The sequence below is a fragment of the Bordetella sp. BOR01 genome (genome assembly GCF_019218885.1).
Classification (GTDB): domain Bacteria; phylum Pseudomonadota; class Gammaproteobacteria; order Burkholderiales; family Burkholderiaceae_B; genus Bordetella_A.
The window spans coordinates 1-24,435 of record NZ_JAHUWT010000008.1 but is presented as its reverse complement, the minus strand read 5'-3'; the positions used below and the strand labels follow the sequence as shown (position 1 = coordinate 24,435).

General features: G+C 65.5%; 23 protein-coding genes. 16 read left to right on the top strand and 7 right to left on the bottom strand.

The genetic code is table 11. The annotated features are described in order from the left end of the window. Positions 1-31 precede the first annotated feature (31 nt). From KW845_RS29205 to KW845_RS29190, 4 genes are read right to left on the bottom strand one after another with little or no spacing between them, the layout of a single operon-like run. Positions 32-1,315, bottom strand: coding sequence for an aminotransferase class III-fold pyridoxal phosphate-dependent enzyme (locus KW845_RS29205; protein WP_218372927.1), 1,284 nt, complete (start codon positions 1,313-1,315; stop codon positions 32-34). Between the two features lies 1 nt (position 1,316). Further along, positions 1,317-2,285, bottom strand: a complete 969-nt coding sequence (locus KW845_RS29200; RefSeq protein ID WP_218372926.1) for a membrane dipeptidase — start codon at positions 2,283-2,285, stop codon at positions 1,317-1,319. Positions 2,286-2,298: 13 nt separating this feature from the next. Continuing rightward, the gene (locus KW845_RS29195; protein ID WP_218372925.1) at positions 2,299-3,051 is read right to left on the bottom strand and encodes a hypothetical protein; all 753 of its coding nucleotides are present in this window, start codon (positions 3,049-3,051) and stop codon (positions 2,299-2,301) included. Next, positions 3,052-4,746 (bottom strand): hypothetical protein, encoded by a 1,695-nt coding sequence (locus KW845_RS29190; RefSeq protein ID WP_218372924.1) that lies wholly within the window; start codon positions 4,744-4,746, stop codon positions 3,052-3,054. A gap of 213 nt (positions 4,747-4,959) precedes the next feature. Here KW845_RS29190 and KW845_RS29185 point away from each other — a divergent pair, with 213 nt between their 5' ends. From KW845_RS29185 to flhF, 4 genes are all read left to right on the top strand, one after another. After that, positions 4,960-5,697 carry an IclR family transcriptional regulator gene (locus tag KW845_RS29185; RefSeq protein ID WP_218372923.1) on the top strand — a complete coding sequence of 246 codons (738 nt, stop codon included), beginning with the start codon at positions 4,960-4,962 and terminating at the stop codon, positions 5,695-5,697. 136 nt (positions 5,698-5,833) lie between these two features. Continuing rightward, a complete protein-coding gene (gene flhB, locus KW845_RS29180) occupies positions 5,834-6,973 on the top strand; it encodes a flagellar biosynthesis protein FlhB (protein ID WP_218372922.1) in 1,140 nt (379 codons plus the stop codon). A 32-nt stretch (positions 6,974-7,005) separates the two neighbouring features. Next, positions 7,006-9,120 carry a flagellar biosynthesis protein FlhA gene (gene flhA / locus KW845_RS29175; protein ID WP_218372921.1) on the top strand — a complete coding sequence of 705 codons (2,115 nt, stop codon included), beginning with the start codon at positions 7,006-7,008 and terminating at the stop codon, positions 9,118-9,120. Beyond that, positions 9,117-11,474, top strand: a complete 2,358-nt coding sequence (gene flhF / locus KW845_RS29170; protein WP_218372920.1) for a flagellar biosynthesis protein FlhF — start codon at positions 9,117-9,119, stop codon at positions 11,472-11,474. The genes flhA and flhF overlap by 4 nt, the downstream gene beginning before the upstream one ends. Positions 11,475-11,490: 16 nt before the next feature. On the opposite strand, the gene KW845_RS29165 is transcribed toward flhF, so the two are convergent. From KW845_RS29165 to flgA, 3 genes are all read right to left on the bottom strand, one after another. Next, positions 11,491-11,967: a flagella synthesis protein FlgN gene (locus KW845_RS29165; protein ID WP_218372919.1), complete on the bottom strand. Its 477-nt coding sequence runs from the start codon at positions 11,965-11,967 to the stop codon at positions 11,491-11,493. A 22-nt stretch (positions 11,968-11,989) separates the two neighbouring features. After that, positions 11,990-12,280: a flagellar biosynthesis anti-sigma factor FlgM gene (gene flgM / locus KW845_RS29160; RefSeq protein ID WP_218372918.1), complete on the bottom strand. Its 291-nt coding sequence runs from the start codon at positions 12,278-12,280 to the stop codon at positions 11,990-11,992. Positions 12,281-12,406: 126 nt separating this feature from the next. Then, positions 12,407-13,135, bottom strand: coding sequence for a flagellar basal body P-ring formation chaperone FlgA (flgA, locus tag KW845_RS29155; RefSeq protein ID WP_370628316.1), 729 nt, complete (start codon positions 13,133-13,135; stop codon positions 12,407-12,409). A 174-nt stretch (positions 13,136-13,309) separates the two neighbouring features. Here flgA and flgB point away from each other — a divergent pair, with 174 nt between their 5' ends. The 12 genes from flgB to KW845_RS29095 form a co-directional block, all read left to right on the top strand. Continuing rightward, positions 13,310-13,717, top strand: coding sequence for a flagellar basal body rod protein FlgB (gene flgB / locus KW845_RS29150; protein WP_218372916.1), 408 nt, complete (start codon positions 13,310-13,312; stop codon positions 13,715-13,717). Positions 13,718-13,733: 16 nt separating this feature from the next. Then, positions 13,734-14,153 (top strand): flagellar basal body rod protein FlgC, encoded by a 420-nt coding sequence (gene flgC, locus KW845_RS29145; RefSeq protein WP_218372915.1) that lies wholly within the window; start codon positions 13,734-13,736, stop codon positions 14,151-14,153. A 20-nt stretch (positions 14,154-14,173) separates the two neighbouring features. Beyond that, the gene (locus tag KW845_RS29140) at positions 14,174-14,869 is read left to right on the top strand and encodes a flagellar hook capping FlgD N-terminal domain-containing protein (RefSeq protein WP_218372914.1); all 696 of its coding nucleotides are present in this window, start codon (positions 14,174-14,176) and stop codon (positions 14,867-14,869) included. A 72-nt stretch (positions 14,870-14,941) separates the two neighbouring features. Continuing rightward, the gene (gene flgE, locus KW845_RS29135) at positions 14,942-16,192 is read left to right on the top strand and encodes a flagellar hook protein FlgE (RefSeq protein WP_218372913.1); all 1,251 of its coding nucleotides are present in this window, start codon (positions 14,942-14,944) and stop codon (positions 16,190-16,192) included. A gap of 30 nt (positions 16,193-16,222) precedes the next feature. After that, positions 16,223-16,981 (top strand): flagellar basal body rod protein FlgF, encoded by a 759-nt coding sequence (locus KW845_RS29130; RefSeq protein WP_218372912.1) that lies wholly within the window; start codon positions 16,223-16,225, stop codon positions 16,979-16,981. A 54-nt stretch (positions 16,982-17,035) separates the two neighbouring features. Beyond that, the gene (flgG, locus tag KW845_RS29125; RefSeq protein WP_218372911.1) at positions 17,036-17,821 is read left to right on the top strand and encodes a flagellar basal-body rod protein FlgG; all 786 of its coding nucleotides are present in this window, start codon (positions 17,036-17,038) and stop codon (positions 17,819-17,821) included. Next, positions 17,821-18,510, top strand: a complete 690-nt coding sequence (locus KW845_RS29120) for a flagellar basal body L-ring protein FlgH (protein ID WP_218372910.1) — start codon at positions 17,821-17,823, stop codon at positions 18,508-18,510. The genes flgG and KW845_RS29120 overlap by 1 nt, the downstream gene beginning before the upstream one ends. Positions 18,511-18,512: 2 nt before the next feature. Next, complete coding sequence (locus KW845_RS29115) at positions 18,513-19,646, top strand: flagellar basal body P-ring protein FlgI (RefSeq protein ID WP_255593040.1); 1,134 nt, start codon at positions 18,513-18,515, stop codon at positions 19,644-19,646. Between the two features lie 9 nt (positions 19,647-19,655). Continuing rightward, positions 19,656-20,597, top strand: coding sequence for a flagellar assembly peptidoglycan hydrolase FlgJ (flgJ, locus tag KW845_RS29110; RefSeq protein ID WP_218372909.1), 942 nt, complete (start codon positions 19,656-19,658; stop codon positions 20,595-20,597). Positions 20,598-20,666: 69 nt separating this feature from the next. Continuing rightward, entirely contained in the window at positions 20,667-22,313 is a 1,647-nt protein-coding gene (flgK, locus tag KW845_RS29105; RefSeq protein WP_218372908.1) for a flagellar hook-associated protein FlgK, read from the top strand. A 35-nt stretch (positions 22,314-22,348) separates the two neighbouring features. Continuing rightward, positions 22,349-23,575, top strand: a complete 1,227-nt coding sequence (gene flgL / locus KW845_RS29100; protein WP_218372907.1) for a flagellar hook-associated protein FlgL — start codon at positions 22,349-22,351, stop codon at positions 23,573-23,575. Positions 23,576-23,621: 46 nt separating this feature from the next. Continuing rightward, the coding region (locus KW845_RS29095; protein WP_218372906.1) for a Tar ligand binding domain-containing protein at positions 23,622-24,435 on the top strand (814 nt) is incomplete at its 3' end.

Genomic DNA, 24,435 nt, shown 5'->3' with positions numbered 1-24,435 from the left:
GGCTCCAGTGGTGATGTGGCCGATGGCCAGTTCAGTGAATCACCCGGTGCAGGGCGTCGGCGAAGATGCCCAGCGCCTCGTCCAGCACAGGCAGTTCAATGGTGAGCGGAAACAGGAAAGGGATGACGTTGCCTTTGGGGCCGGCAGGGTGAAGAAGAAGGCCGTGTGCCAGGCAGTCGTCGCAAATGGTGCGGGCCTGGGCAGCAGCGGGCGCGCCTGCGGCATCGCGCAATTCGATACCGCGCAAAGCGCCCAGTCCGCGCAGATCCAGCAGCAGGCGCGCTGGCGGGCGTACGCTGTTCATGCGGGCCGTCCAGTGCCGGCCCAGGGCTACGGCGCGTTCGCAAAGGCCGGCTTCCTGTACCAGGTCGAGCACGGCGTGGGCAGCGGCCAGGGCCAGCGTGTTGACAGCGCCATTTTGCATTGGCATGCCGTGAAGGGCACTGCCCATGATGGCAGCCGCGCCGACCACGGCTGATAGTGGCATGCCGGCGGCCAGGGCGCCGCCCATCACGATCAGGTCCGGCCCAGGTGCGAAGTGATCGGCGGCCAGCATGCGGCCCGTGGGCCCGAGTGCGGTACGGGTTTCGTCGGCGATCAGGACAATACCGTGCTGATCGCAGGTCGCTCGCAAGAATCCAAGCAGCTCGGCGGAGCAGGGCAGTATGCCGCCCTCGCGCTGGATCGGCTCGACGATGATTGCGGCGATGTCGGACGGCATGATCGTGGATTGGGTCAAGTGTTCGAAGGCACGCCGCGTTTCATGCAGCGAGACGCCGAGCGACACGTGCGGGAATGGCAAATGGTGTATGAATGGCGGATAAGATCCACCCGCCGCCTTGGCCCAGTGGGCCAACCCTGACAGCGCCACCCCCAGGTTGCCGTGCCCATGGGCGGCGCCCGAGAAGGCGAGCAAGATAGGGCGCCTGGTATAGCGCCGCGCGTACACTATGGCGCCTTCGATGGCTTCGGCGTCGGATCCGTAAAGCATCGTGCGCCGCTCAGCTTGATCCACGTGCAGCATGGTTAGCCGTTCGGCCAGGCGGATGGCGTCGGGATCGAGCGCCGGACTCGCCTGGATGATGCCTGGGGTGCCCAATCGGGCGGCTATTGACCTCGTTACTTGTTCGTTCCGATGCCCTACGATGCCGGCGCTCGCGGAGAAATCGATATGGCGACGGCCATCAGTCGTCCAGACTTCTGCATTGAGCGCGCGCTCGACCGGTGCGCCCAATGCGGCAATCGAGGCGTCCGCCAAAGCCCGCTGGCCCTGGACACGCGAGTGCCCAATGCCTTGGGCGGATGCGGCGGGCATGTCAGGCACCCATCGTGGCGCGATAGACGCGCAGCCAGTTCAAGTGCGTGATTTTCGCGACTTCCTCTTCGTTGAAGCCCACGCGCGCCAGTGCGGGAATGACCTCGCCGAGATGCTCGACCTTGGTGAACCAGTCCGGCGGAGGCGCTTTACCTGGCCGCGAGGCTGAACCCGCGCCAAGGTCGGTGCCGCGTGTCCAGTTGCCCTTGCGCATCCAATCCAGGTCGCGCTGGGTCGTATTGTGGCTGCGGTCGGTGCCGATACCGACATGGTCGATGCCCGCGATATCGACAGTGCGAGCGACCAGTTCGCACCATTTTTCGACTGTCGTGCAATACTCATCGCCCGCAATGTTGCGGTAGGCTGCACATCCGATGATGCCGCCGTTCTCGCGCAGTGCGAGCAGTACATCGTCGGTCTTATTGCGCTTGTGGGGATACACCGAGTCCGGATTGGCGTGCGTGATCGCCACGGGCTTTTCGGAATACTGGATTGCATCCAGGGACGTTCGATTGCCCACGTGCGACAGGTCGACCACCACGCCGCAGCGGTTCATTTCACGGATTACTTCCTTGCCGAAGCGTGCCAGGCCAGAGTCGTGCGCTTCGTAGCAACTGCCGCCAAGCTCGTTCTGGTTGTTGTAGGTCAGCTGGATGACACGCACCCCCAGGTCGGCATACAGCTCGACAAAGCCGATATGCCCTTCGAGCAGATTGGCGTTCTGAAAACCCAGCAGCAACGCTACTTTGCGTTGGCTTGCCAGATTTTCGATCTCGGCCGCGCTGTGGGCAATGCCGACCAGGTCGGCGTTGTCTCGCGCCAGCGTACGCCAGCGGTCTATGGCTTCGAGCGACTGTACTGCGCCTTCCCAGAAACCCAGCGTCACTGTCACGCCGCCTACGTTGCCGCGCTTCAGGGCCTCGAATACGTCGCGGTCGAAATGGCCGCACTGCAAACCATCTATGATCATGTTGATTGTTCCATCAGGGTGCAAGTGAAAAATCGACGCCTTCCGCCGCGGCCTGCGACCGGCGCAGCATGGCAAGATCGGTATCGTCGTCGGCCGGGGCGCGGCCGATGACGGTGCCGTCGTCCTGCACGATGGTGGGGCCCGCGTGGCGCCTGGACGTTATCGAATCAGGGGAGAGCGCCTTGTTCGATGCCGCATACAACTTCCACCACGCATCTTCGGCCATGGCATAGCCGTGCCGCAGGCTGTGTGCCAGCAGCGGGTCTCGAGCTTTCCAGGAGTCTGGTTGCGGCTCGATCCGCAATACATGCAGGTTGGCTCCTTCTGGATCGATATCGCAGCGCAGCCGCACCCCGTATCGCCCGGCGATCGGTATGGCGCACGCTAGTTCTTCGGGCTCACGCACGTTGCGGACTCGCATGCTGGTACGGCGCGAACTGCGTGCGTCGGCCACAAGCAGGTCGGCCAGGGTGGGCACGACACACCAGGCATGCAAGCCCGCGCCGTTGAATGTTGCGGCCGTGGTCTCTTCATGCATTTCGATAATGCGCTTGAAGTCGGCGGCCAACGCCGCACGAGCCGCCACGGCGATCAGGCCATGCATGCCAGACAGCCCCAGGCCTTGCGAGGCCAAAACGGTGTCGCGTACTGCGGCCACGTAGCCTGCGGGAGCGTCGCAGGTCAGCAGAATGCGCTCTACAACGAGACGGGCTTCGCGCACGGATAAGCAAAGCTGGCGTGGTGCGGAGCGAGTGTGCGCAGTCATTTATGCAGGTTCCTTCGGGAAAAACCAGGTGGGGTCGGCACCCGCTTCGATATCGGCAGGTATCGGCGCGCCGTGAAACAGCACGCCACGAAGATTGCGGCCCAGGTAGTCGCGCGCCTTGTCGATGCCGTGCAGGCCGACATTCATCAGGCGTACGATGTCCACCGGAACAAAGGCCTCGCTCATGATGTCCATGTGTGGCGAATGCAGCCCAAGCCCGCGCAACGACTGGATGCGTGCCACGATCATGCGATATTGCGGATGGTGCAGCAGGAAGCGGGCTGTGCTTTCGTCGGCGGGGCGCTGCTCCAGTTCGGCCAGGACGACGCGGGCCAGCCTGGGCAGGTCCAGGCCCAGGTTGTAGACGTACTCGATTTCCGCGACAGGGCCGCGGCGCGGTTCTTCGGCGGTGGCCGACTTGTACCAGACGTAGCGGCGCGAGACCTCGCTGTCCAGATCCAGCGACAGCGTCCAGGCGTATTCGCGGGCGACCAGGCCGCGCAGTTCCGCTACAGTCATGTCGGGGACTGTCGTGAATTCTTCGTCGGCGCTCAGTGACTCGGCCTGTGCGTCGCAGTGGTCGGGAACCAGTTCGGTCAGCAGCCCCAGAAAGGTCTGCACTGTTTCCTCGTGCAAGGTTTGGCGGGCCCAGGCCACCAGCGCGGCAAACGGCGCAATCTTGGGAGCTGCGCCGTCATAGGTGCCAGCCTGTGCATATTCGCCAAGTCGCCCCCGCAGGCGGCGCAATTCGTCGGCGACCATGGCGCTGTCGGCATAGCGTTCGTATTCCATGCGGTCTTGTTGGCGAAAGGCGATGGCCCGCTCCAGCAAGTGCTGCAATTGCGCGACGTCGGGGCCGCGCGGATTCGCCGCCAGCGAGCAGGCGGTGTCAACCGCGGCCTGATGCGCCGCCAACCACTGCTGCATCAGCCGGGGGTGGTTGTTCACGAAAAGGATCAATCCCAGCGCGGAACCGTTGCCTACTCCCAGGTAGCGTTGAATGGCCGGGTCGATCTCGGGTGCCTGTGGATTGCGCTCGCGCGCCAGGTGATGCACCAGGTCGATTGAGAACACGCGCATCAGGTAGGCCGACAGCATTTGGGCGTCAAGCGGTCGGTGCAGGGGGTGGTCGGCTTCCAGCGTGCGGTAGCTGCGGGTGCCGAAGGTGCCATTGCCGTCCAGGCCAGTGTTGCGCATCAGGTAGCAGACCTGAGCCAGCTCGGCGATATCCGGCTGCCGGCCCTCGGCCAGCGATGCGACCGTGTGGTCGAACACCCGGGAACTGCGATTCGCGCGCGCCCATACCAGGGTGCCCGGCGTGGCGCGTCCTTCGTAGAGCTTGGGTAGTTCCACCGCGGTGGTTTGTAGGTCCTGCTCTGATATGCAGCCTTCTACCAAGGCAGCCATCATGTCCCAGGAGCGTCCGATGATGCGGCCGGTCTTGCCTTGCGCGGTGGGTTCGAATGAGTAGATGGCGAAACTCAGCGCCATGGTGGGCGTATCGATCTGGTAGACGGCCTGGCCCCGTGCGTGGCCGTCGATTTCCCAACGAATGCGGCGTATGCGCCATTTTTCCCGAATGGCGCGCGCCATGAACAGCCGCGAGACGCTCATGCGGCTGGGCTGCAACATGGCCAGCCGGTGCGACTGCATGGGGTGTTCTGCGACAGGGGCGGCGGACGATTCGATCGTCATGGACTTCCTTTCAACACTTGCCAATGAATGTCTTCTAATAGAATCATAAAGATTCAAATAGAATACTAACGGGAGCGCGCCTTGTCGTAAATCAACTCGCGCCCAGTTCGCGGGAAATCCCTAATCAGGGAAAACCCTGATTTATCGCTCGGGTTTACAGCCAAAATCCGATGCCTTAGGATGGGCGCCCCATATAAGGAAGCTTGAAGGGCCATGACAGAGCGAAATGGCAGCGGCGTCCGTTCGCTGAGTTCGGTATTGAAGACGCTGGCTGTGCTGGATTTGCTCGGCGCGTCCGACCGTCCGCTGAAGCTGGCCGAGCTGGTTGCGGCACAGGGCGGCAACCGGGCTACCGTCTACCAGCGCCTGGTAACCCTGATTGAGGCCGGTTGGGTAGAAACCGACGAAGACGGTGCTTATCGCCTGACGCTACATGCGGCGCGGGTGGGCGAGGCGGCGTTTGACCAGGCCAGCTTGGGTGAGCGGGCCACGGCAGTACTGGAAGAGTTGGTCTTCGCTTCCGGCGAGACCGCGTCTTTGGCGGTGATCGCCGGTACGCAGGTTGTGTTGGCCAAGCGCGTCGAGGCCAAGGGAATGTTGCGCGCCAATGTGCATGTCGGTACGACTTTTTCGCTGGAAATCAGTGCGTCCGGGCGCATTTTGTCCGCCTACGCCGATTCGGCCGTGCAGCAGTATCTGCGGGATCAGGGCGCAACGTTGCCAGACCCCGGAGTCATGTCCGATGTCATCGCGCAGGGGTATGCGGTGTCCAGCGGGTTGGAAATCCCAGGCATTCTTGCCCTGGCGGTTCCTGTGATGAATCGCCAGGGCAAGTGCGCGGCAGCATTGTCGCTGGTGATGCCGGCCACCCGTTTCGATATACAGCGGTTATTGCCACCGCTGCAGGTGGCGGCGGACAAGCTCAACGGCCTGCTGGCCGGCAACGCCTAGCGGTTTCGCCAGCGCGGCGCTGAATAGCGCTGCTTTCCCCCTGTTTCTTGGCTGATCGCCGGGGCCCCGGGCCTCCTAGAATCTCGGCGGGCCGCCCTGTTTGCAAGACGCACGGGCGGCGGACGATACCGCGAGCATGGCCGACGAAAGCGATCTGGAGAAAACCGAAGCCGCCTCTCCCAGGCGCCTGGAAAAGGCGCGCGAGGAGGGGCAGATCGCGCGTTCGCGCGAACTGGGCACTTTCCTGCTGCTGGCAGCGGGCGTGGGCGGGCTGTGGTTGAACGCTTCGGTGCTGTACCGCGGCTTGACCGGCGTGCTGCGCAACGGGCTGGGTTTCGACGCGCGGATCGGGCGCGACCCGGGCATCATGGTGGCCCAGGCGGTCGATGGCGCGAGCCAGGCGTTGCTGTTGGTGCTGCCGATTTTCGGTGTCTTGATGGCGGTGGCGGTGCTGGCCAGCGTGTTGCTGGGCGGGTTCATCTTCTCGTCCAAGCCCTTGCAGGTAGATTTCAAGAAACTGAGCCTGCTTTCCGGCTTGAAGCGCATGGTGTCGGCGCAAACCGTTGTGGAACTGGTCAAGGCGATCGCCAAGGCGTTGCTGGTGGGCGGCGTGGCGGTGGCCGTCATCGCCAGCCATCGCGACGACATGCTGGCCCTGATGCACGCGGCGCCGACCGAAGCGCTGGTGCGCGCCTTGAGGCTGGTGGTGCTGTGCGCTGCGCTGATCGTGGCGTCGCTGGCAATCATCGTGCTGCTGGACGTGCCCTGGCAGATCTGGAACCACCTGAAGAAGCTGCGCATGTCCAAGGAAGACGTACGCCAGGAGCACAAGGAAAGTGAAGGCGACCCGCATATCAAGGCACGCATACGTCAGCAGCAGCGCGCCATGGCACGGCGTCGCATGATGGCCGAGGTGCCGCGGGCCGATGTGGTGGTCACCAACCCCACCCACTATGCCGTGGCGTTGCGCTACGTCGATGGACAGGCGGCACCGCGGGTGGTGGCCAAGGGCACTGGCCTGGTGGCAGCCCGCATCCGCGAGCTGGCCGCCGAACACCGCGTGCCGCTGTTGCAGGCGCCACCGCTGGCGCGGGCCCTGCACGAGCATGTCGAGTTGGGCCAGGAGATTCCCGCGGCCCTGTATACGGCCGTGGCCGAGGTGCTGGCCTGGGTGTTCCAGCTGCGCAGCTGGCGGGCCGAGTGGGGGGCCGAGCCACCCGCGCCGACCGGCCTGGCGGTGCCCGCCGAGCTGGACCCCCTGGCCAGCGCCCAGTGAGTTGTGTCAACCGGCCCTAGAGAATTCCACGCATGAGCCAATTGCTTTCCGCATTGAAGACCCACGGCGCGGCCAATGCCCGCATGCTGGCCGGACCGGTACTGATCGTGCTGGTGCTGGGCATGATGGTGCTGCCGCTGCCCACGTTCTTGCTGGACCTGCTGTTCACGTTCAACATCGCGTTGTCGGTCATGATCCTGCTGGTGGCGATGTTCACGCGCAAACCGCTGGATTTTGCCGCGTTTCCGGCCGTGCTGCTGTTCGCCACGCTGCTGCGCCTGTCGTTGAACGTGGCCTCGACCCGCGTGGTGCTGCTGCACGGCCACACGGGGCCGGACGCGGCCGGCAAGGTGATCGAAGCCTTCGGGCATTTCCTGGTGGGCGGCAATTTCGCCGTGGGGATCATCCTGTTCGTGATCCTGACCATCATCAACTTCATCGTCATTACCAAGGGCGCCGGGCGTATTGCCGAAGTGGGCGCGCGGTTCACGCTGGACGCGATGCCGGGCAAGCAGATGGCCATCGACGCCGACCTGAACGCCGGCCTGATCGGCGAAGACGAGGCCCGGCGGCGACGTTCCGAGGTGTCGCAAGAGGCGGATTTCTTCGGTTCGATGGATGGTGCCAGCAAGTTCGTGCGCGGCGACGCCATCGCAGGCCTGTTGATCATGGTCATCAACATCGTGGGTGGCCTGATCGTGGGCGTGGCGCAGCACGACATGGCCGTCGGCGAGGCCTCGCGCGTGTATACGCTGCTGACGATCGGCGACGGCCTGGTGGCGCAGATTCCCGCGCTGGTCATTTCGACCGCCGCAGGCGTGGTGGTCTCGCGCGTATCGACCGACCAGGACGTGGGCCAGCAGATACTGGCGCAGTTGTTCTCCAATCCCAGTGTGCTGTTCCTGACGGCGGGCATTATCGGCATCATGGGTCTGATTCCCAATATGCCGCACCTGGCATTCCTGACCCTGGCGACGATCCTGGCCGGCACGGGTTGGACACTGTACCGGCGTGCGCAGGTGGCGGCGCAGGCGACCGCCGCCCAGCCCTCGCAGGCGGCAGCGCAGGCGCAGGCCGCGGCGGCCGAGGCCAGTTGGGATGATGTATCGATGGTGGACCCGCTGGGGCTTGAAGTGGGCTACCGGCTGATCCCGCTGGTGGACCATGCGCAGAATGGCGAACTGCTGCACCGCATACGCAGCCTGCGCAAGAAGTTCGCCCAGGACGTGGGTTTTCTACCGCCGGTGGTGCATATCCGCGACAACCTGGAGCTCAAGCCCAACGATTACCGCATTCTGTTGTCCGGCGTGGAAATCGGCCATGGCATGGCCATGCCCAACCAATGGCTGGCAATCGATCCGGGCGGGGTGACCAGCCCGATCAAGGGTACGGCGACCACCGATCCGGCTTTTGGCCTGCCCGCGCTGTGGATCGACAGCGGGCAGCGCGATGCGGCACAGGCGGCGGGCTATACCGTGGTCGACGCCAGCACGGTGGTGGCCACGCACTTGAACCACATGATGCACCGCCACGGCGCCAGCCTGCTGGGCCGCCAGGAGGCGCAGCAGTTGCTGGACCGCATTGCCGTCGAAGCGCCCAAGCTGGTCGAGGACCTGGTACCCAAGACCCTGTCGCTGACCACGCTGCAGAAAGTGTTGCAGGGCCTGCTGGCCGAGGAAGTGCCGATACGCGATGTGCGCTCGATCGTGGATACATTGTCCGAGCATGCGCCGCGCCTGGCGGCGCAGGCCGCCACCACGGGCGGCGTGGCCGATGTTCCCGAGCTCATTGCCCTGACGCGTCGCGCCCTGGGGCGCGCCATCACCCAGCAATGGTTTCCGGGCGACGGCGAGCTGCAGGTGATCGGCCTGGACGTAAAGCTGGAACGGGTGCTGACCCAGGCATTGACGACCAGCGGCGGATTGGAGCCCGGCCTGGCCGACACGCTGTTGCGCGAGGCGCAAAGCAGCGTAGCCAAACAGGAAGCCCAAGGCCACGCGCCGGTGCTTGTGGTGTCGCCACCCTTGCGGGCACCGTTGTCGCGCTTTCTGCGCCATCACCTGCCGCAACTGGGGGTGTTGTCCAATGCCGAGATCCCCGATGAACGCATGCTGCGCGTGACGGCGCTGATCGGTGCGGGCGCATGAAGATAAGCAGATTCATCGGCGCCACCAGCCGCGAGGTGATGCGCCAGGTGCGCGAGGCACTGGGGCCGGATGCCCTGATCGTGTCCAATCGCAGCGTGGCCGATGGGGTGGAAGTGATGGCCACGCTGGACGAGCCGGCCGCCGATGCGGTGCCGGTGCCGGTACCCGGGCCGGCACCGGAACCAGCATCGATATCTGCATCCGCGCCAGCGCTTGCCTTGCCACGTCCCGATGAGCCGCCTGCATGGGCGCCTGCGGAGCAGCCGGAGGCGGGCGCGGCCGGCCTGGAAGCGGCCATCGGAGCCCTGCGCGGAGCATTGGAAAGCCGGCTGGACGGCCTGCTCTGGGGAGGCAACGACGCACCTGGGCGCGAGCCATTGCGCGCCGCGCTGTTTCGCCTGCTGCTGGACGCCGGGTTCAGCGCGCGCCTGGCACGCGCGATGCTGGAACGCCTGCCCGGCACCCTGGCAGAACGCGAGGCCCAGTCATGGGTGCGCAACGAACTGGTCACGCACCTGCCGGTGCTGGCCCGCGAAGACGAGCTGTGGGGCCAGGGCGGGGTGTATGCGCTGGTGGGTCCCACCGGAGTGGGCAAGACCACTACGCTGGCCAAGCTGGCGGCGCGTTGCGTGGCGCGCGTGGGCCGCGACCAGGTGGCCATGCTGACCACCGACAATTTCCGTATCGGCGCGCTGGAGCAATTGCAGATATATGGGCGCCTGATGGGTGTGCCGGCACGCTCGGTGCGCGATGTGGCGGAACTGCGTGCGACGCTGGCCGAGTTGGGCGACCGCCGGATCGTGCTGATAGACACGACCGGCATCAGCCAGCGCGACCGCAATGTGGCGGCGCAAGCGGCCCTGCTATGCGGCGCAGGCCGGCCGGTGCGGCGCCTGCTGGTGCTGAACGCCGCCAGCCAGGGCGACACCCTGGACGAAGTGGCGCACGCCTACCGGCATGGCGCAGGCGAAGACGTGGTGGGCTGCATCGTTACCAAGCTGGACGAAGCTGCGCGCCTGGGGCCGGCGCTGGACACGGCCATACGCCATCGGCTGCCAGTGCACTATGTGTGCGTGGGCCAGAAAGTTCCTGAAGACTTGACACTGGCGCGTGCCGACGAGCTGGTGGACCGCGCACTCGCCGCCCCGGAGCGTGCGCCCGCGCTGTATGCGCCCAGCGAGGCCGACATGGCATCGTTATGGCGCGCGCGCGCGGCCACGCAGGACGACGGCGCGCAGCGTCGGCGCCAATGGCTGGCGGCGGCGTTGTTACCCGCCGGCGCGGCGGCCGCGCCGTCCTTGCCGCAAGCCCTGGCGTGGCTGGATAGCGATCCCGCATGCGGCCAGGCACGCGCGACCTGGCGTCAGGCCGGCATGGCCGGCCATGTGCCGGCTGCATCTTCCGTATCCGGCCTGGGCTGTGTACAGCGCGCTTTCCCATCGGCCTGCGATCGCTACCTGCTGGCATTGCATGGCACAGCCTTGGTGGATGGCGCGGCACGTTCGGGCACCTTGCTGCAGGCGGCGCTGTTGCTGAGCGATCGCGGGGCCGCGCTGGGCGCCGTAGCCGGCAGGCTGCGGCAGCGTGCGGTGGCCAGCGCCCAGGCCTGGACGCAGTCCGGGCCGGGCCGCACGCTGGCCGAGCGGGCTGCCGTATTGGCAGAGGGGATGCCGAAGGTGCCGATGGTGCACCTGGTGGAGCCCGACGACGAATCGCCCTGGCGTGCGTTGCCAGCCGGCACGGCCTGGCTGGCCCGCTGCGCGGGGGGTACGAAGGTATTGCATGACGACTGCCCGACCACACTGAACGCGGTGGGCAAGGCGCTGGGTTATCTGCCGGCCGGCAGGCTGGACGCACCCGCCGGGGTCGCGGCTTTGCGTACAGGCCAGGCCGATGCCGCCGCGCTTGACCTATGGGCTTCCGGCACCGAGATCAGCGTGCCGCGCCGTGGCGCGCCGGCCTTGGCCCTGCGCTTGGTGTGCGCGCGGGTAGCCAGTAGCGACGGTACGGTGCTGCGGCAATTGTTCGGCCTGACCAGCCTGTCGGCCAGCCAGGCCGACGCGGCCGCGGTGGCCCGCTGGCTGGTCTTGCAGGAACGGGCGCGCCGCACGTTTCGCGATATGGCGCAGGCCTGGCCGGCCTTGCCCGCCGACGGCGGCGCGGCTGGCTTGGCCGGCCGTGCGGCCCTGGCCGCTCAATTGGGGGCGGCGTGCTGGCAATTGGCGCACGCGCCCGGCGCCGCGGCTTTGGAATCGTCCCTGCGCGGCGCGCTGGGGCAGGGGCGCAAACTGACGGCCCGCGCGGTGCCGGCTGCCTTGCTGAAGATATTCTCGATGCTGGAAATGGCGGCCTGAAAAAGCGTACCGCCTGCTAGGCGGCGACGATGCTCTTTCCGCCGTACGTGCCGTGTCGGCCGCGGCCCTGGGCATCGTAGGTGCCGGCATTGGCCAGCCCGCCCAATTCACGCAGCGCGTCCAGCGACTGCTGTGTGTAGCGCAAGCTGACTTCCACCAGGGCGCTGTTGCGGGTGTTGCGCTCACGCGCCACTGCCGCATTGGCCAGCAGCGTTTGCCAGGCCTCGGCCAGTTGCGGGTCGCGGGCGGCGGCGTGTTCGGTGCCGTCATGGCCGCCCGCCAGCCCCATTTGGCCCAGCAGGAGGTCGCGATGATCACTGAGCGCCGCCAACTGAAGTGCCAGCGATTCTTTCTGCTGAGTCAGGGCGGGCAATTGCTGGAAGGCGGTGCGGTCCACCAGCGCCTGGGTCTCGCTGTCGAGCGCGGCCGAGAATTCCAGCACCAGGGCGTTTTCACGCAGCAGGCATTCGAGCAAAGAAGCAGGCAGGTTCATAGGCGGGCCGTACGGGGAAGATTTACTTGAGCAGGTCCCGGGCACTGGCGATCAGGGTGTCGGCAATGCGGCCGGGATCGATCTGCAATTGTCCGGAAGCGATGGCAGCGCGAATGGCGGCTACGCGCTCGAGATCGATATCGCTGGCACCGTCCTGCAGGGCCAGCAATTGGCGTGACGCGGGGCTGAGCGCGACCTGCGCGCTGCGGGTATTCGCCGGACCGGCGGAAGGTGTCGCCGCGGCCGGGGTGTCCATCCGCCCGCCAAGCGCCTGGGCGCCAATCGGGCGAGAAGAAGGGGGGGGGATTTTCAAGACAGTCTCCGCAAGGCGTTGTGCCGGCCGGCACCGGGAGGGGCGGCCGACTCTTGTCCTTGTAACGGCCGCCATGCGGCGAACTTTAGCGCGGGCGCCCGGTGCTTGGCGGCAATTCGTAACATTTTACAGCGCGACCTCGACCAGGGTGGCATTGCGCACAATGCCGCTGACGATCTGGCCGGATGACGTGCGCACCTGCACCGGGGCGCCCGGCGGCGCATCGTCGAGTGCCTCGCCTTCGCTGCTTATCACGAAGCCGGGGCCGCGCGCGGTGATGCGCACCTGCTGGCCGCGAGTGACCGCGCGGGCGCTGCGCAGGGCCGATGCCCTGACGGCCTGGCCCGCGGCGATACGGTAGCGCGCCCGCATGCCCAGCACTGCGGCCGGATCGACCACCACGCCCTGCGGCAGGGTGACCAGGTCGCCGTCGCGGGCAGCCAGGTCGTCGGCCTGGATGGCCTGGCCGGCGGGAATCATGTGCGCAGCCACGTAATACTGCCCACGCACGCTGACCGTGGCTTGCAGGTACAAGGTCCAGGATTGCGGCGCGCTGCAGCGCACGCCGACGGTCATGCGCGAGCGGGGCCGCAAGGTCGAGGGCAGGAAGGGCGCCAGTTCAGTGCAGGCCGTCGCGCGTGCGGGATCGATGGGGTCGAGCGTGACGGACAGCGTGCCGGGCAGGCTGGCGAGCTGATCGCGCAGGAAGGCTTCGGCGGCCTGCGCGATGGCGGCGGCGTGGGCCGTGGCCGATGCCGCATCGGCGCGTGCCGATGCCTGGGCCGGCGGCACCGGCAGCAGCACGGTGCCCACCAGGGCCAGTTGCAGGAGAGCGCGCGATAGCGATTGCATGATGCTGTGCATTGTAGAAGCGGGGGCTTGCGGGCAAGAGGCGAATTGACTCGGAAATGACGGGTTATTTGGCTGATTGTGTTGCGGGTGCGGCACCTAAGATGCCGTCATGCATAAAGGATGGCGGCGTGCCGCGGTCCCGCCGGTCCCTTCACTTTCCCGCAGGACGTTGCCAGGATGCTAGACAGGCTCAACGAGGACTTCCGCTTTTACCAGCAGGCGATTTCGCTGCGCGCCCAGCGCCAGGAAGTGCTGTCCTCGAACATCGCCAATGCCGATACCCCGAACTACAAGGCGCGCGACTTCAACTTCCAGGCCGCCATGCAGGGCGCGCTGGATGCGCGCATGCGCTTGCCCGATACGCACTTGGCGCTGACTTCGGCGCGCCATATTCCCGGCAAGGCGGCGACACCCAACCCGGTGGAGATGCTGTATCGCTTGCCTTACCAGCCCAGCGCCGACGGCAATACGGTGGATATGGATGCCGAGCGCGTGCAGTTTGCCGATAACACGCTGCACTACCAGAGCAGCTTGCAGATGCTGTCGGGCCGCATCCGCTCGATGATGTCCGCCATCCAGGAATAACAGACGGATTACCGCCATGCCCTTGACCAGTATTTTCGATATTGCCGGTTCGGCACTGCAGGCCCAGTCGCAGCGCATGAACGTGTCGGCCAGCAACCTGGCCAATGCCGACAGCGCCGTGGGCCCGGACGGCCAGCCTTATCGCGCACGCCAGGTGGTGTTCCAGGTGAGTCCACCAGCCGGCCAGCCCTATGGCCGGGAGATCGGCGGAGTGCGTGTGGCCGGCGTGGTGCAGGATCCATCGCCGCCCAAGCGCATCTACGATCCGGCCCATCCGCTGGCCGACGAGCAGGGCTACGTGAACATGCCCAATGTCGACCCGGTGGCCGAAACCGTGAACATGATCGCGGCCTCGCGTTCGTACCAGGCCAACGTGGAGGTGCTGAATACGGCCAAGCAATTGATGATGAAGACGCTGACCATCGGCCAGTCGTGAACCCCTGAACGGAGCACCTGATGACCACGGTCAACAACAATACCGATTCCACCGCGATGGCGCTGGCGCAAACCGGCGCGGGCGCCAGTTCGGCGCAGGGCCTACAGGACCGTTTCCTGACGTTGCTGGTGACGCAGTTGAAGAACCAGGATCCGCTCAATCCGATGGAAAACGCCGAGCTGACCTCGCAATTGGCGCAGATCTCCACGGTGGAAGGCATCAACAACCTGAAGAACACCTTGCTGGCCATCAGCGGCCAGATCGATGTGTCGCAGTCGATGAATGCGGTGGCCATGATAGGCAAGGGCGTGCTGATCCCAGGCGAGAAGATCTCGCTGGGCACCGATGCCAGCGATCCTTCCAAGCGCGTGGCCACGCCCTTCGGCATCGACCTGCAAGGCGATGCCGCCAAGGTCACGGTCAAGATCCTGGATGCGTCCGGGGCCGTGGTGCGCACGATGGAACTGGGTCAGGAAGACACCGGTGTGCTGACCATGGAATGGGACGGCACCAACGATGGTGGGCAGGCGCTGGTGGACGGCAAGTACACCGTGAATGTCCTGGCCACGGACGCCGATGGAAAGAAGGTGCAGGCCGAGACGCTGACCTACGGCAAGGTCAACAGCGTGTCGTATTCCACCGACGGGCTGCGGCTGGACCTGGGCCTGGCTGGCCAGATCAGCATGCTGGATGTACGCAAAGTGCTAGGTACCTGAGGGTACGTGGCAGCAAACGCCGGCGCCCGCGCCGGCAATCGACTAGACACTCACAGACGAGCGAGATAACACATGGGTTTCGGACAAGGATTGAGCGGCTTGAACGCCGCGGCGCAGAACCTGGACGTCATCGGCAACAACATCGCCAACTCGGGTACCGTGGGCTTCAAGTCCGCCACGGCTTCGTTTGCCGATGTGTACGCCAGTTCGCGGGTGGGCCTGGGCGTGAAGGTCAGCGCCATCAACCAGCGCTTCACGGTCGGCAACGTTACTGTGACTGGCGGCGAGTACGACATTGCCATCGACGGGCCCAAGGGCTTCTTCCGCCTGACCGATCCCAGCGGCGGGGTGTTCTACTCGCGCAATGGCGAGTTCCTGGTGGATAAGGATTTCTATCTGGTCAACGCGCAGGGCTTTCGCCTGACCGGCTACGCCGCCGGTGCGGTGGGGTCGGCCCCGGTGGACCTGCGCCTGCCGCAGGGCAATATCGCACCCAGCCCCACCTCGACGGCCAGCCTGCAGACCAACCTGAATGCCAACGCCGACGCTATCGACCCGATCACCTCGCCGTTCGACCCGACCCTGGCCTCGACCTATACCGATTCGGTGCCCACCACGGTGTACGACTCGCTGGGCAATGCACACCAACTGACCCAGTATTTCGTCAAGCGCGACGGTGATGCGGCAACGGGCGAGAGCGTGTACGACGTGTACTACACGCTGGATGGCGAGCCGATGCAGCCGACTTCCAAGGACGCCGCTTCTGGCGCGTGGGGCGGCGCCACGCCGTTGACCTTCGACTCGGCGGGCCGCCTGACGACCACGCCCTCGACCGTGCCCTTGTCGTTTGGCCAGCCTGGCGGCACGACTTCGCCGGCCGAGGCACTGAACATCGTCATGAGCTATGACGGCGTGACCCAGTACGGCAGCGACTTCTCGCCCAAGATCACGCAGAACGGCTATTCCAGCGGCGAGTTCTCGGGTATTTCGGTCGGCAAGGACGGCACGCTGCAAGCCAGCTACACCAATGGCGAGACCGCGGTCATCGGCACCCTGGCGCTGGCCAACTTCAACAATGTGCAGGGCCTGCAGCCGGTAGGCAACAACGCCTGGGCCGAGACGGCCGCTTCGGGCCAGGCGACGCTGGGCCAGCCCGGCAGCAACGGCCTGGCGACTGTCGTCGGCCAGGCGGTGGAAGCCTCGAATGTGGACATGAGCAAGGAACTGGTCAACATGATCGTGGCCCAGCGCACCTACCAGGCCAATGCACAGACCATCAAGACCCAGGACGAGGTCATGCAAGTGCTGATGAACATGCGCTAAGGCGCGCCAGGCATCGCACAGGACTGAGTCATGGATCGAATCATCTACACCGCCATGAGCGGAGCGGCGCGGGTTGCCGAGCACCAGGCCGTGTTGAGCAACAACATGGCAAACGTCAGCACGCCGGGCTTTCGCGAGCAGATCGCGATGTACCGGTCGGTGCCGGTGCTGGACGGCACCTCGCTGCCCACGCGTGTGTCCAGCGTGACCGCCACGCCAGGCAGTAGCTTTGTGGCCGGCACGATGGACACCACCGGCCGCGCCCTGGACGTGGCGCTGGCCGGGCCGGGCTGGCTGGCCATCCAGACGCCGCAGGGCGAGGCCTATACCCGCGCGGGCGGTCTGCAGATCGGTGTCAACGGCTTGCTGCAAACCTCGCAAGGACAGCCGGTGTTGTCCGACCAGAACGGGGTGATAGACGTGCCTGAACTGGCCACGCTGACCATTGCCAGCGACGGCACCATCACGGCGCTGGGCGCGGGCGACCCACCCAACAACATCCTGAACCTGGGACGCCTGAAACTGGTGAACCCGCCCGAGACAGCCTTGGTGCGCGGCGACGACGGCGTGTTCCGCATGGCCCAGGTGGGCGGCCAGCCGGCCGGGCCGCTGCCCGCCGACCCGGCGCTGCGGGTCATGCCGGGTGTGCTCGAAGGCAGCAACGCCAGCCCCATCAAGGCCATGGTGGGCATGATCGAGAATGCCCGGCGTTTCGAGATGCAGATGCAGGTGATCAGCGAGGCGGACAAGAACGCCGAGCGGGCCAATGGCCTGCTGTCGATGAGCTAGTTTTTTTTCACGTGCAGGCCGGGCGCATGCCGGGCCGCGCCAGGAGTTTCCAGCATGATGCGTTCGCTTTGGATTGCCAAGACAGGCCTGGAAGGTCAACAGACCTCGATGGACGTGATTTCCAACAACCTGGCCAACGTCCAGACCAACGGCTTCAAGCGCGGCCGCGCCATCTTCCAGGACCTGATGTACCAGACCCTGCGCCAGCCGGGCGCCCAGGTGGGCGACGCCAACCAGCTGCCCACGGGCCTGCAGCTGGGCACCGGCGTGCGGGTGGCTTCGACCGAGCGGGTGTTCAGCCAGGGCAATATGAACAATACCGGCGGCGATCTCGACATTGCCATCGACGGCAAGGGGTTCCTGCAAGTGGACCTGCCCGACGGCACCCAGGCGTACACCCGCGACGGCGCCTTGCAGGTGGACCAGAACGGCCAATTGACCACGGCAGGCGGCTATGTGATCCAGCCGCCCATCAACGTGCCCGACAATGCGCTGTCGCTGACCATCGGCAAGGACGGCACGGTGTCGGTGACGCAGCCCGGCGCGGCCGGCATGAACGTGCAGATCGGCCAACTGCAATTGGCCACCTTCATCAACCCGCCCGGCTTGCAGAGCGTGGGCGAGAACCTGTACCTGGAAACGGATTCGTCCGGGCCGGCCAATATCCTGCAGCCGGGGCTCGACGGGGCGGGATCCATTCTGCAGCAGTATGTCGAGACGTCGAACGTGAACGTGGCGGAAGAGCTCGTCAATATGATCACCACGCAGCGCGCGTACGAGATGAACAGCAAGGCTGTAAAGACCTCGGATGAAATGCTGGCCCGCTTGACCCAACTGTGATGTCGATGACCGTGCTGCGCCTGCTGTCCGCGGCCGTCCTGGTGCTGGCCGTCGCCGGCTGCGCCATGATTCCGCCCGAGCCCATCGTGACCGGCCCGGTGACGGCGGCGCCGCCACCACCGCCCATGCCGGCGGCCCAGCCCAATGGCTCTATCTACCAGCCCCGCGTCTATGGCAATTATCCGTTGTTCGAAGACCGGCGGCCGCGCAACGTGGGCGATATCGTGACCATCGTGCTGAACGAGCGCACCAATGCAGCCAAGAATGTGGCCACCAATACCGACCGCAGCGGCAATGCCGGCCTGGGCGTGGCCGCCGCGCCGGGCTTCATGGACAGTTGGGCCAACGCCAAGCTGGACACCGACATATCAGGATCCAACAAGGCTTCGGGCAAGGGCGATTCCAGCGCCAACAACACGTTTACCGGCACCATCACCACCACCGTGATCGGCGTGCTGCCCAACGGCAATCTGCAAGTGGCGGGCGAGAAGCAGATCGCCATCAACCGCGGTAGCGAATATGTGCGCTTTGCCGGCGTGGTCGATCCGCGCTCTATCACCGGGGCGAACTCGGTGTCTTCGACCCAGGTCGCCGACGCCCGCATTGAATACCGCAGCAAGGGCGTCATGGATGAAGTGCAAACCATGGGCTGGCTGCAGCGCTTTTTCCTGATCGCTTCGCCATTTTGATCATGAGCCTTCCGCATCCGTTTTCCATCTTGCCGTGCTGGATCGGCCGCGCCATCGTCGTGGCGCTGTTCGTCGTGGGCGGCCCTGCCCAGGCCGAGCGAATCAAGGACCTGGCGTCCATCCAGGGCGTGCGCGGCAATCCGTTGATCGGCTATGGCTTGGTGGTGGGCCTGGACGGCAGCGGCGACCAGGTGCGGCAGACGCCGTTCACGCAGCAGAGCCTGACCAACATGCTGTCGCAGCTGGGCATCACCGTGCCGCCCGGCAGCAACATGCAGCTCAAGAATGTGGCGGCCGTGATGGTGACGGCAACATTGCCGGCCTTTGCCCGGCCTGGCCAGCGGCTGGACGTGGTGGTGTCGTCGATGGGCAATGCCAAGAGCCTGCGCGGCGGCACGCTGTTGATGACGCCGCTCAAGGGTGCGGACAGCCAGGTGTACGCCATTGCCCAGGGCAATATCCTGGTGGGTGGGGCCGGCGCATCGGCCGGCGGGTCCAGTGTGCAGATCAACCAGCTCAATGGCGGGCGCATCAACGCGGGCGCCATTGTCGAACGCGGGGTGCCGACCTCGTTCGCGCACGACGGCAATATCTACCTGGAAATGGATGTCACCGATTTCGGCACCACGCAGAACGTGGTGACGGCGCTGAATCGCCAATTCGGCGCCGGCACGGCCCAGGCAGTGGATGGCCGGGTGGTGCAATTGCGCGCGCCGCTCGACGCGTCGGCCCAGGCGGCATTCCTGGCCCAGGTCGAGAACCTGCAGGTGCGGCGCGCGCCGGCCACGGCCAAGGTCATCATCAATGCCCGCACCGGCTCGGTGGTCATGAACCAGACGGTCATGGTCGACGAGGCTGCGGTGGCCCATGGCAACCTGTCGGTCATCATCAACCAGCAGGCGCTGGTTTCGCAGCCCGACACGCCGTTTGGCGGCGGGCAGACCGTGGTGGTGCCCAATACCCAGATCGAGGTGCGCCAGGACGACGGTGTCTTGCACCGGGTGCGGACCAGCGCCAACCTGGCCGACGTCGTCAAGGCGCTTAACGCGCTGGGCGCCACGCCGCAAGACTTGCTGGCCATCCTGCAAGCCATGAAATCGGCCGGCGCGCTGCGCGCCGACCTCGAGATCATCTAAGCCCGAGCCATGGCCTTCGTCAGCTACACGCCGCGCCCGGGTTCCCAGCAGTCGGTATTCGACCTGGGCCGCCTGGCCGACTTGAAACGCGGGGTCCAGGCCCAGCCGGATGATGGCGCGGCACAGAAGAAGGTGGCCACGCAGGTCGAGGCGCTGTTCCTGCAGATGATGATCAAGCGCATGCGCGAAGCCACGCCCAAGGGTGGCCTGTTCGATTCGCAGCAATCGCAAATGATGCAGTCCATGGCCGACGAACAGTTGGCGCTGCAATTGTCCCAACCTGGCGTGGGCCTGGCCCACGCGATGCTGCAGCAGATGCAGCAGGGCAGGCCGGCAGGGGCGGCCGATGCGGCTCTGGACGGCGCCTTGCAGTCCGCCGCCAGGCCTGGCCAGGTGACGGCGTTGCTGGATGTGCTGCGCAACAACCGGACCGGCGACCGGGCCCTGGCCGCCGCCGAAGGGGCGCCCGCGCATGTCGTGGACTTCGTGTCGCGCATGGCCGGCGCCGCACAAGAGGCGGCCCGCCAGACGGGCGTGCCGGCGCGCCTGATCCTGGGCCAGGCAGCCCTGGAATCAGGCTGGGGACGCAGCGAACTGAAGTACGGCGATGGCAGCACCAGTTACAACCTTTTTGGCATCAAGGCCGGATCGAGCTGGAACGGCAAGGTGGTCAACGTGCTGACCACCGAGTATGAAGGCGGCGTGGCACGCAAGGTGGTGCAGCCCTTCCGCGCCTATGGCTCGTACGAGGAATCATTTGCCGACTATGCGCGCCTGGTCGGCGGCAGCCCGCGCTATGAGTCGGTCTTGCAGGCGCGCAACGAGGTCGAGGCGGCACGGCGCATCCAGGCGGCCGGCTATGCCACCGACCCGGCCTATGCCGACAAGCTGATTGCCGTCATGGAGCAGTTTCGCAGCGCAGGCGGCGTGGATTTTTCGGGTGAGCGCTAAATTCGCTCCCCTGCCTGCCGTTAAACCGGTATCTAAACCGGATGCGGTTTTCTACGGGATATCGGCAGCATGAATCTGTATAACCTGGCGCTGAGCGGGCTGAGTGCTTCCCAGGCGGGGATGGAAGTCACCAGCCACAACATCAACAACGCGGCCAACGCCGGCTATAGCCGGCAGCGGCTGATCACTTCGACCGCCGGCGCCACCGCCACCGGCCAGGGTTTCTTCGGACGGGGCGTGCAGATCGACACGGTCAAGCGCCAGTACGACAGCTTCCTGTACCGCCAGATGGTGGGCGCACAGGGTACGGGCGCCCAGCTTGGCACCCATTACGACCAGATTTCACAGATCAATAATCTTTTCGGCGACCGCACGGTGGGGATCACCCCGGCGCTGGAAGGATTTTTCGCCAGCCTGAATGCTGGTGCCAGCAATCCGGCTGATCCCGCGGTGCGGCAGGACATCATCGGCAAGACAAACTCGCTGGTCACGCAGATCAATACCGCGTATCGCGAGTTGCAGAGCCTGCGCGAAGGCGTCAATACCCAGATCTCCACGACGGTGGACCAGGCCAACAGCTACCTGGAACGCATCAACGACCTGAACCAGCAGATCGTCGTGGCCCAGGGCAAGTCGGGCCATGCGCCCAACGACTTGCTGGACCAGCGCGACCAGGCGCTGTCGGAACTGAACCAACTGGTGGGCATACGCTATTACGAGCAAGGCAACAGCCTGAACATCACCCTGCAAAGCGGCCAGACGCTGTTGTCGGGCACCACCGTGTACCCGCTGGCCGCGGTCCAGTCGGCCAGCGACCCCACACGCATGGCGCTGGCCTATTCCCTGCCCGCGGGCGCGGGTTCGGTCGTCAAGGTCGAGCTGGCCGATACCGAGATCAGCGGCGGACAACTGGCCGGTTTCCTGAAGTTCCGCGGCGAGTCGTTGAACGCAGTGCAAGACCAGCTGGGCCAGCTCGCCATCGGGCTGGCGCTGGCATTCAATGCGCAGCATGAGGCCGGCCTGGACCTGAACGGCGATCCGGGCCAGGCCATGTTCGGGCTGGGCCAGCCGGCGGCCATTCCCACCGCCGGCAACGCCGGCACGGGCTCCCTGACCGCCGAATTCACCGATGCCGGCGCGGTGCACGCGACGACGTACGACATTCGCTACGACGGTTCCCAATATCTGGTGACGCGGGGCTCGGACGGTACTACCCAGGCGCTGACGCCGGCCGGTGTGCCGCCCACCATCGAATTCGACGGTATGTCGCTGAGCCTGGGCGGCGCGCCCATGGCAGGCGACACCTGGACCTTGCAGCCCACCCGCGATGCCGCGCGCGACCTGAAGATGCTGATCACCGATCCGGCCAAGATCGCCCTGGCCGATGCCGGCGGCGGCACGACCAACGGCGCCAACGGATTGTTGCTGGCCAAGCTGCAGACCGAGAAGGTGCTGGGCGGCGGCACCTTGAGCCTGAGCGGGCAATTCTCGCAACTGATCAACAACGTCGGCGTGCAGACCCAGCAGATCAAGACGGCCGCCACGGCCCAGGCCAATCTGATCACGCAGCAAACCTCGGCCCATCTGTCGGTCTCGGGGGTCAACCTGAACGAAGAATACGTCAACCTGACGATCTACCAAGAGCAGTACCAGGCCAGCGCCAAGATCCTGGACGTGGCCAGCACGGTGTTCGACACCTTGCTGGGCCTGCGCTGATAGATGCTGATTGACACGCACCTGGAGTTTTCCCAATGCGCCTGAGCACCTCGTTGATTTACCAGAACGGCCTGAACGGCATCCTGAAGCAGGAAGCCACCTTGTCCCGGCTGCAAGAGCAACTGGCCAGCGGCCGCCGCGTGCTGACCCCGGCTGACGATCCCCTGGCCGCTTCGCTGGCGGTGAACCTGTCGCAGACATCCAGCATGAACGCCACGTATGCGGCCAACCGCAATACCGCCAAGCAGACGCTGGGCATGGAAAGCAACGCCCTGAGCTCGGTGGTGACGACCCTGCAATCAGTGCTGGAGCGCGTGGTACAGGCCGGTGGCACGCTGAGCGACGCCGATCGCCAGGCGCTGGTGACCGAACTGAAGGGCGCGCGCGAGCAACTGGTGGGCCTGGCCAATTCCACAGATGGCAACGGCCAGTTCCTGTTCTCGGGCCACGACGGCTTCACCCAGCCCGTCACGCTCAATGCCGATGGTTCCATCACCTATGGCGGCGACGACGGCCAGCGCCTGATCCAGGTCGACCAAAGCCGCCAGATGGCGGGCACCGATGTGGTGGCGGACATCTTCGGCAAGGCTTCGAGCGGTTCGATGGCCTACATCATCCAGGCCGATGCGGACAATACGGGTACGGGCCAGTTCAGCACGGTGTCGTTCGGGGCGCCGGCGCCCGGCAACAATGTGGGCCAGGATTTCACCATCACGTTCGCGGAGATCGGCGGCGTGATGCACTACACCGCCGACACGGTTCCGGGCTCGGTTCCGCCGCCCGCGCCGGTGGCTTATGTCGAAGGGCAGGCCATCGACATGGGCGGAGTCACTGTCAAGCTCTCGGGCCAGCCGGCCGACGGCGACAGCTATACGGTCGAGACCCCGAAGACCTCGAACATGGACATGTTCCAGACCATGGACGACCTGATCGACACGCTGGGCCGCACGGCGACGAACGATCCGGCCGCCGCCACCGCCATCAACAACATGCTGGCCACGGCAAACAAGAAATTGTCGCTGACGCTGGACAACGTGCTTACCGTGCAGGCCTCGGTCGGTGCGCGCCTGAACGAAATCGACGCGCTCGATGCCGTGGGTTCGCAGCGCACGCTTTCATACACCAAACAGCTTTCCGACCTGGAAGACGTGGATATCTACTCGGTGACGTCCGAGCTGCTGCTGCGCAAGGTCGCGCTGGACGCGGCTTCTTCGTCGTTCTCGATCATCCAGGGATCCAGCCTGTTCAGCCGCGGTCGCTGAAGGCGGCCGGGCACTTCTTGCGCTCTTACATCAATCACCTTAGATCATGCTGTCCAATCTGAAAGTGCGCACAGGCATCCTGCTTGTGCTTGGAACATTCCTGCTGGCCTTGCTGGTGTCCAATGGCGCCGCCTGGCTCGCCATGTATTCCAGCAACGACAAGCTGGATCGGGTCAACTCGGTATACTCGAATCAGGTCACGCCCCTGTACGAAGCCTATACGCTGCTGCAACGCTCGCGGCTGGATCTGGGCGCAGCCATCATCGAGCTGCAGGAGGGCCGCCTGCGCGAGTCGGGGCAGTTCCTGGGCCGCGCGCGCAGCGCGGGCGAGGCTGCGGGCAAATCGATGGACGCCTTCTCGAAAATCGAGAAAACCCCCGAGTTGCAGGAAAAAGCCTCGGCGGTACAGTCGGCGTATCAGCGCTACGCCAGCCAGGCAGGCCGCCAGGCCGATGCCCTGGGCCGCCAGGATATCCGCGGCTTCATTGACCAGAACACCAGTACGCAGACAGACGGGGGGGTGTTCGATGGCGCGGTGTCGGCCTATCTTGAGTATGTCGATGCGCGTACCGATCGATTAGTGGTCGATGCCGGGAGCGACTACATGTTGTCGAAGACCGTGTCGATCGCGCTATTGGTCATTTCGGTGCTGCTGTCGGTACTGTGCTGGATGTTCATGCAGCGCAGCTTGCTGCGGCCGCTGAATCACGCCGGGCAGCACTTCGACAAGATAGCCGCCGGCGACCTGACGGCGCGTGTGGAGGTTCGCAACAGCAACGAGGTAGGACAGTTGTTCGGGGCGCTCAAGCGCATGCAGGAGAACCTGGCGCGCACGGTATCGCAGGTTCGCCGCGGGGTCG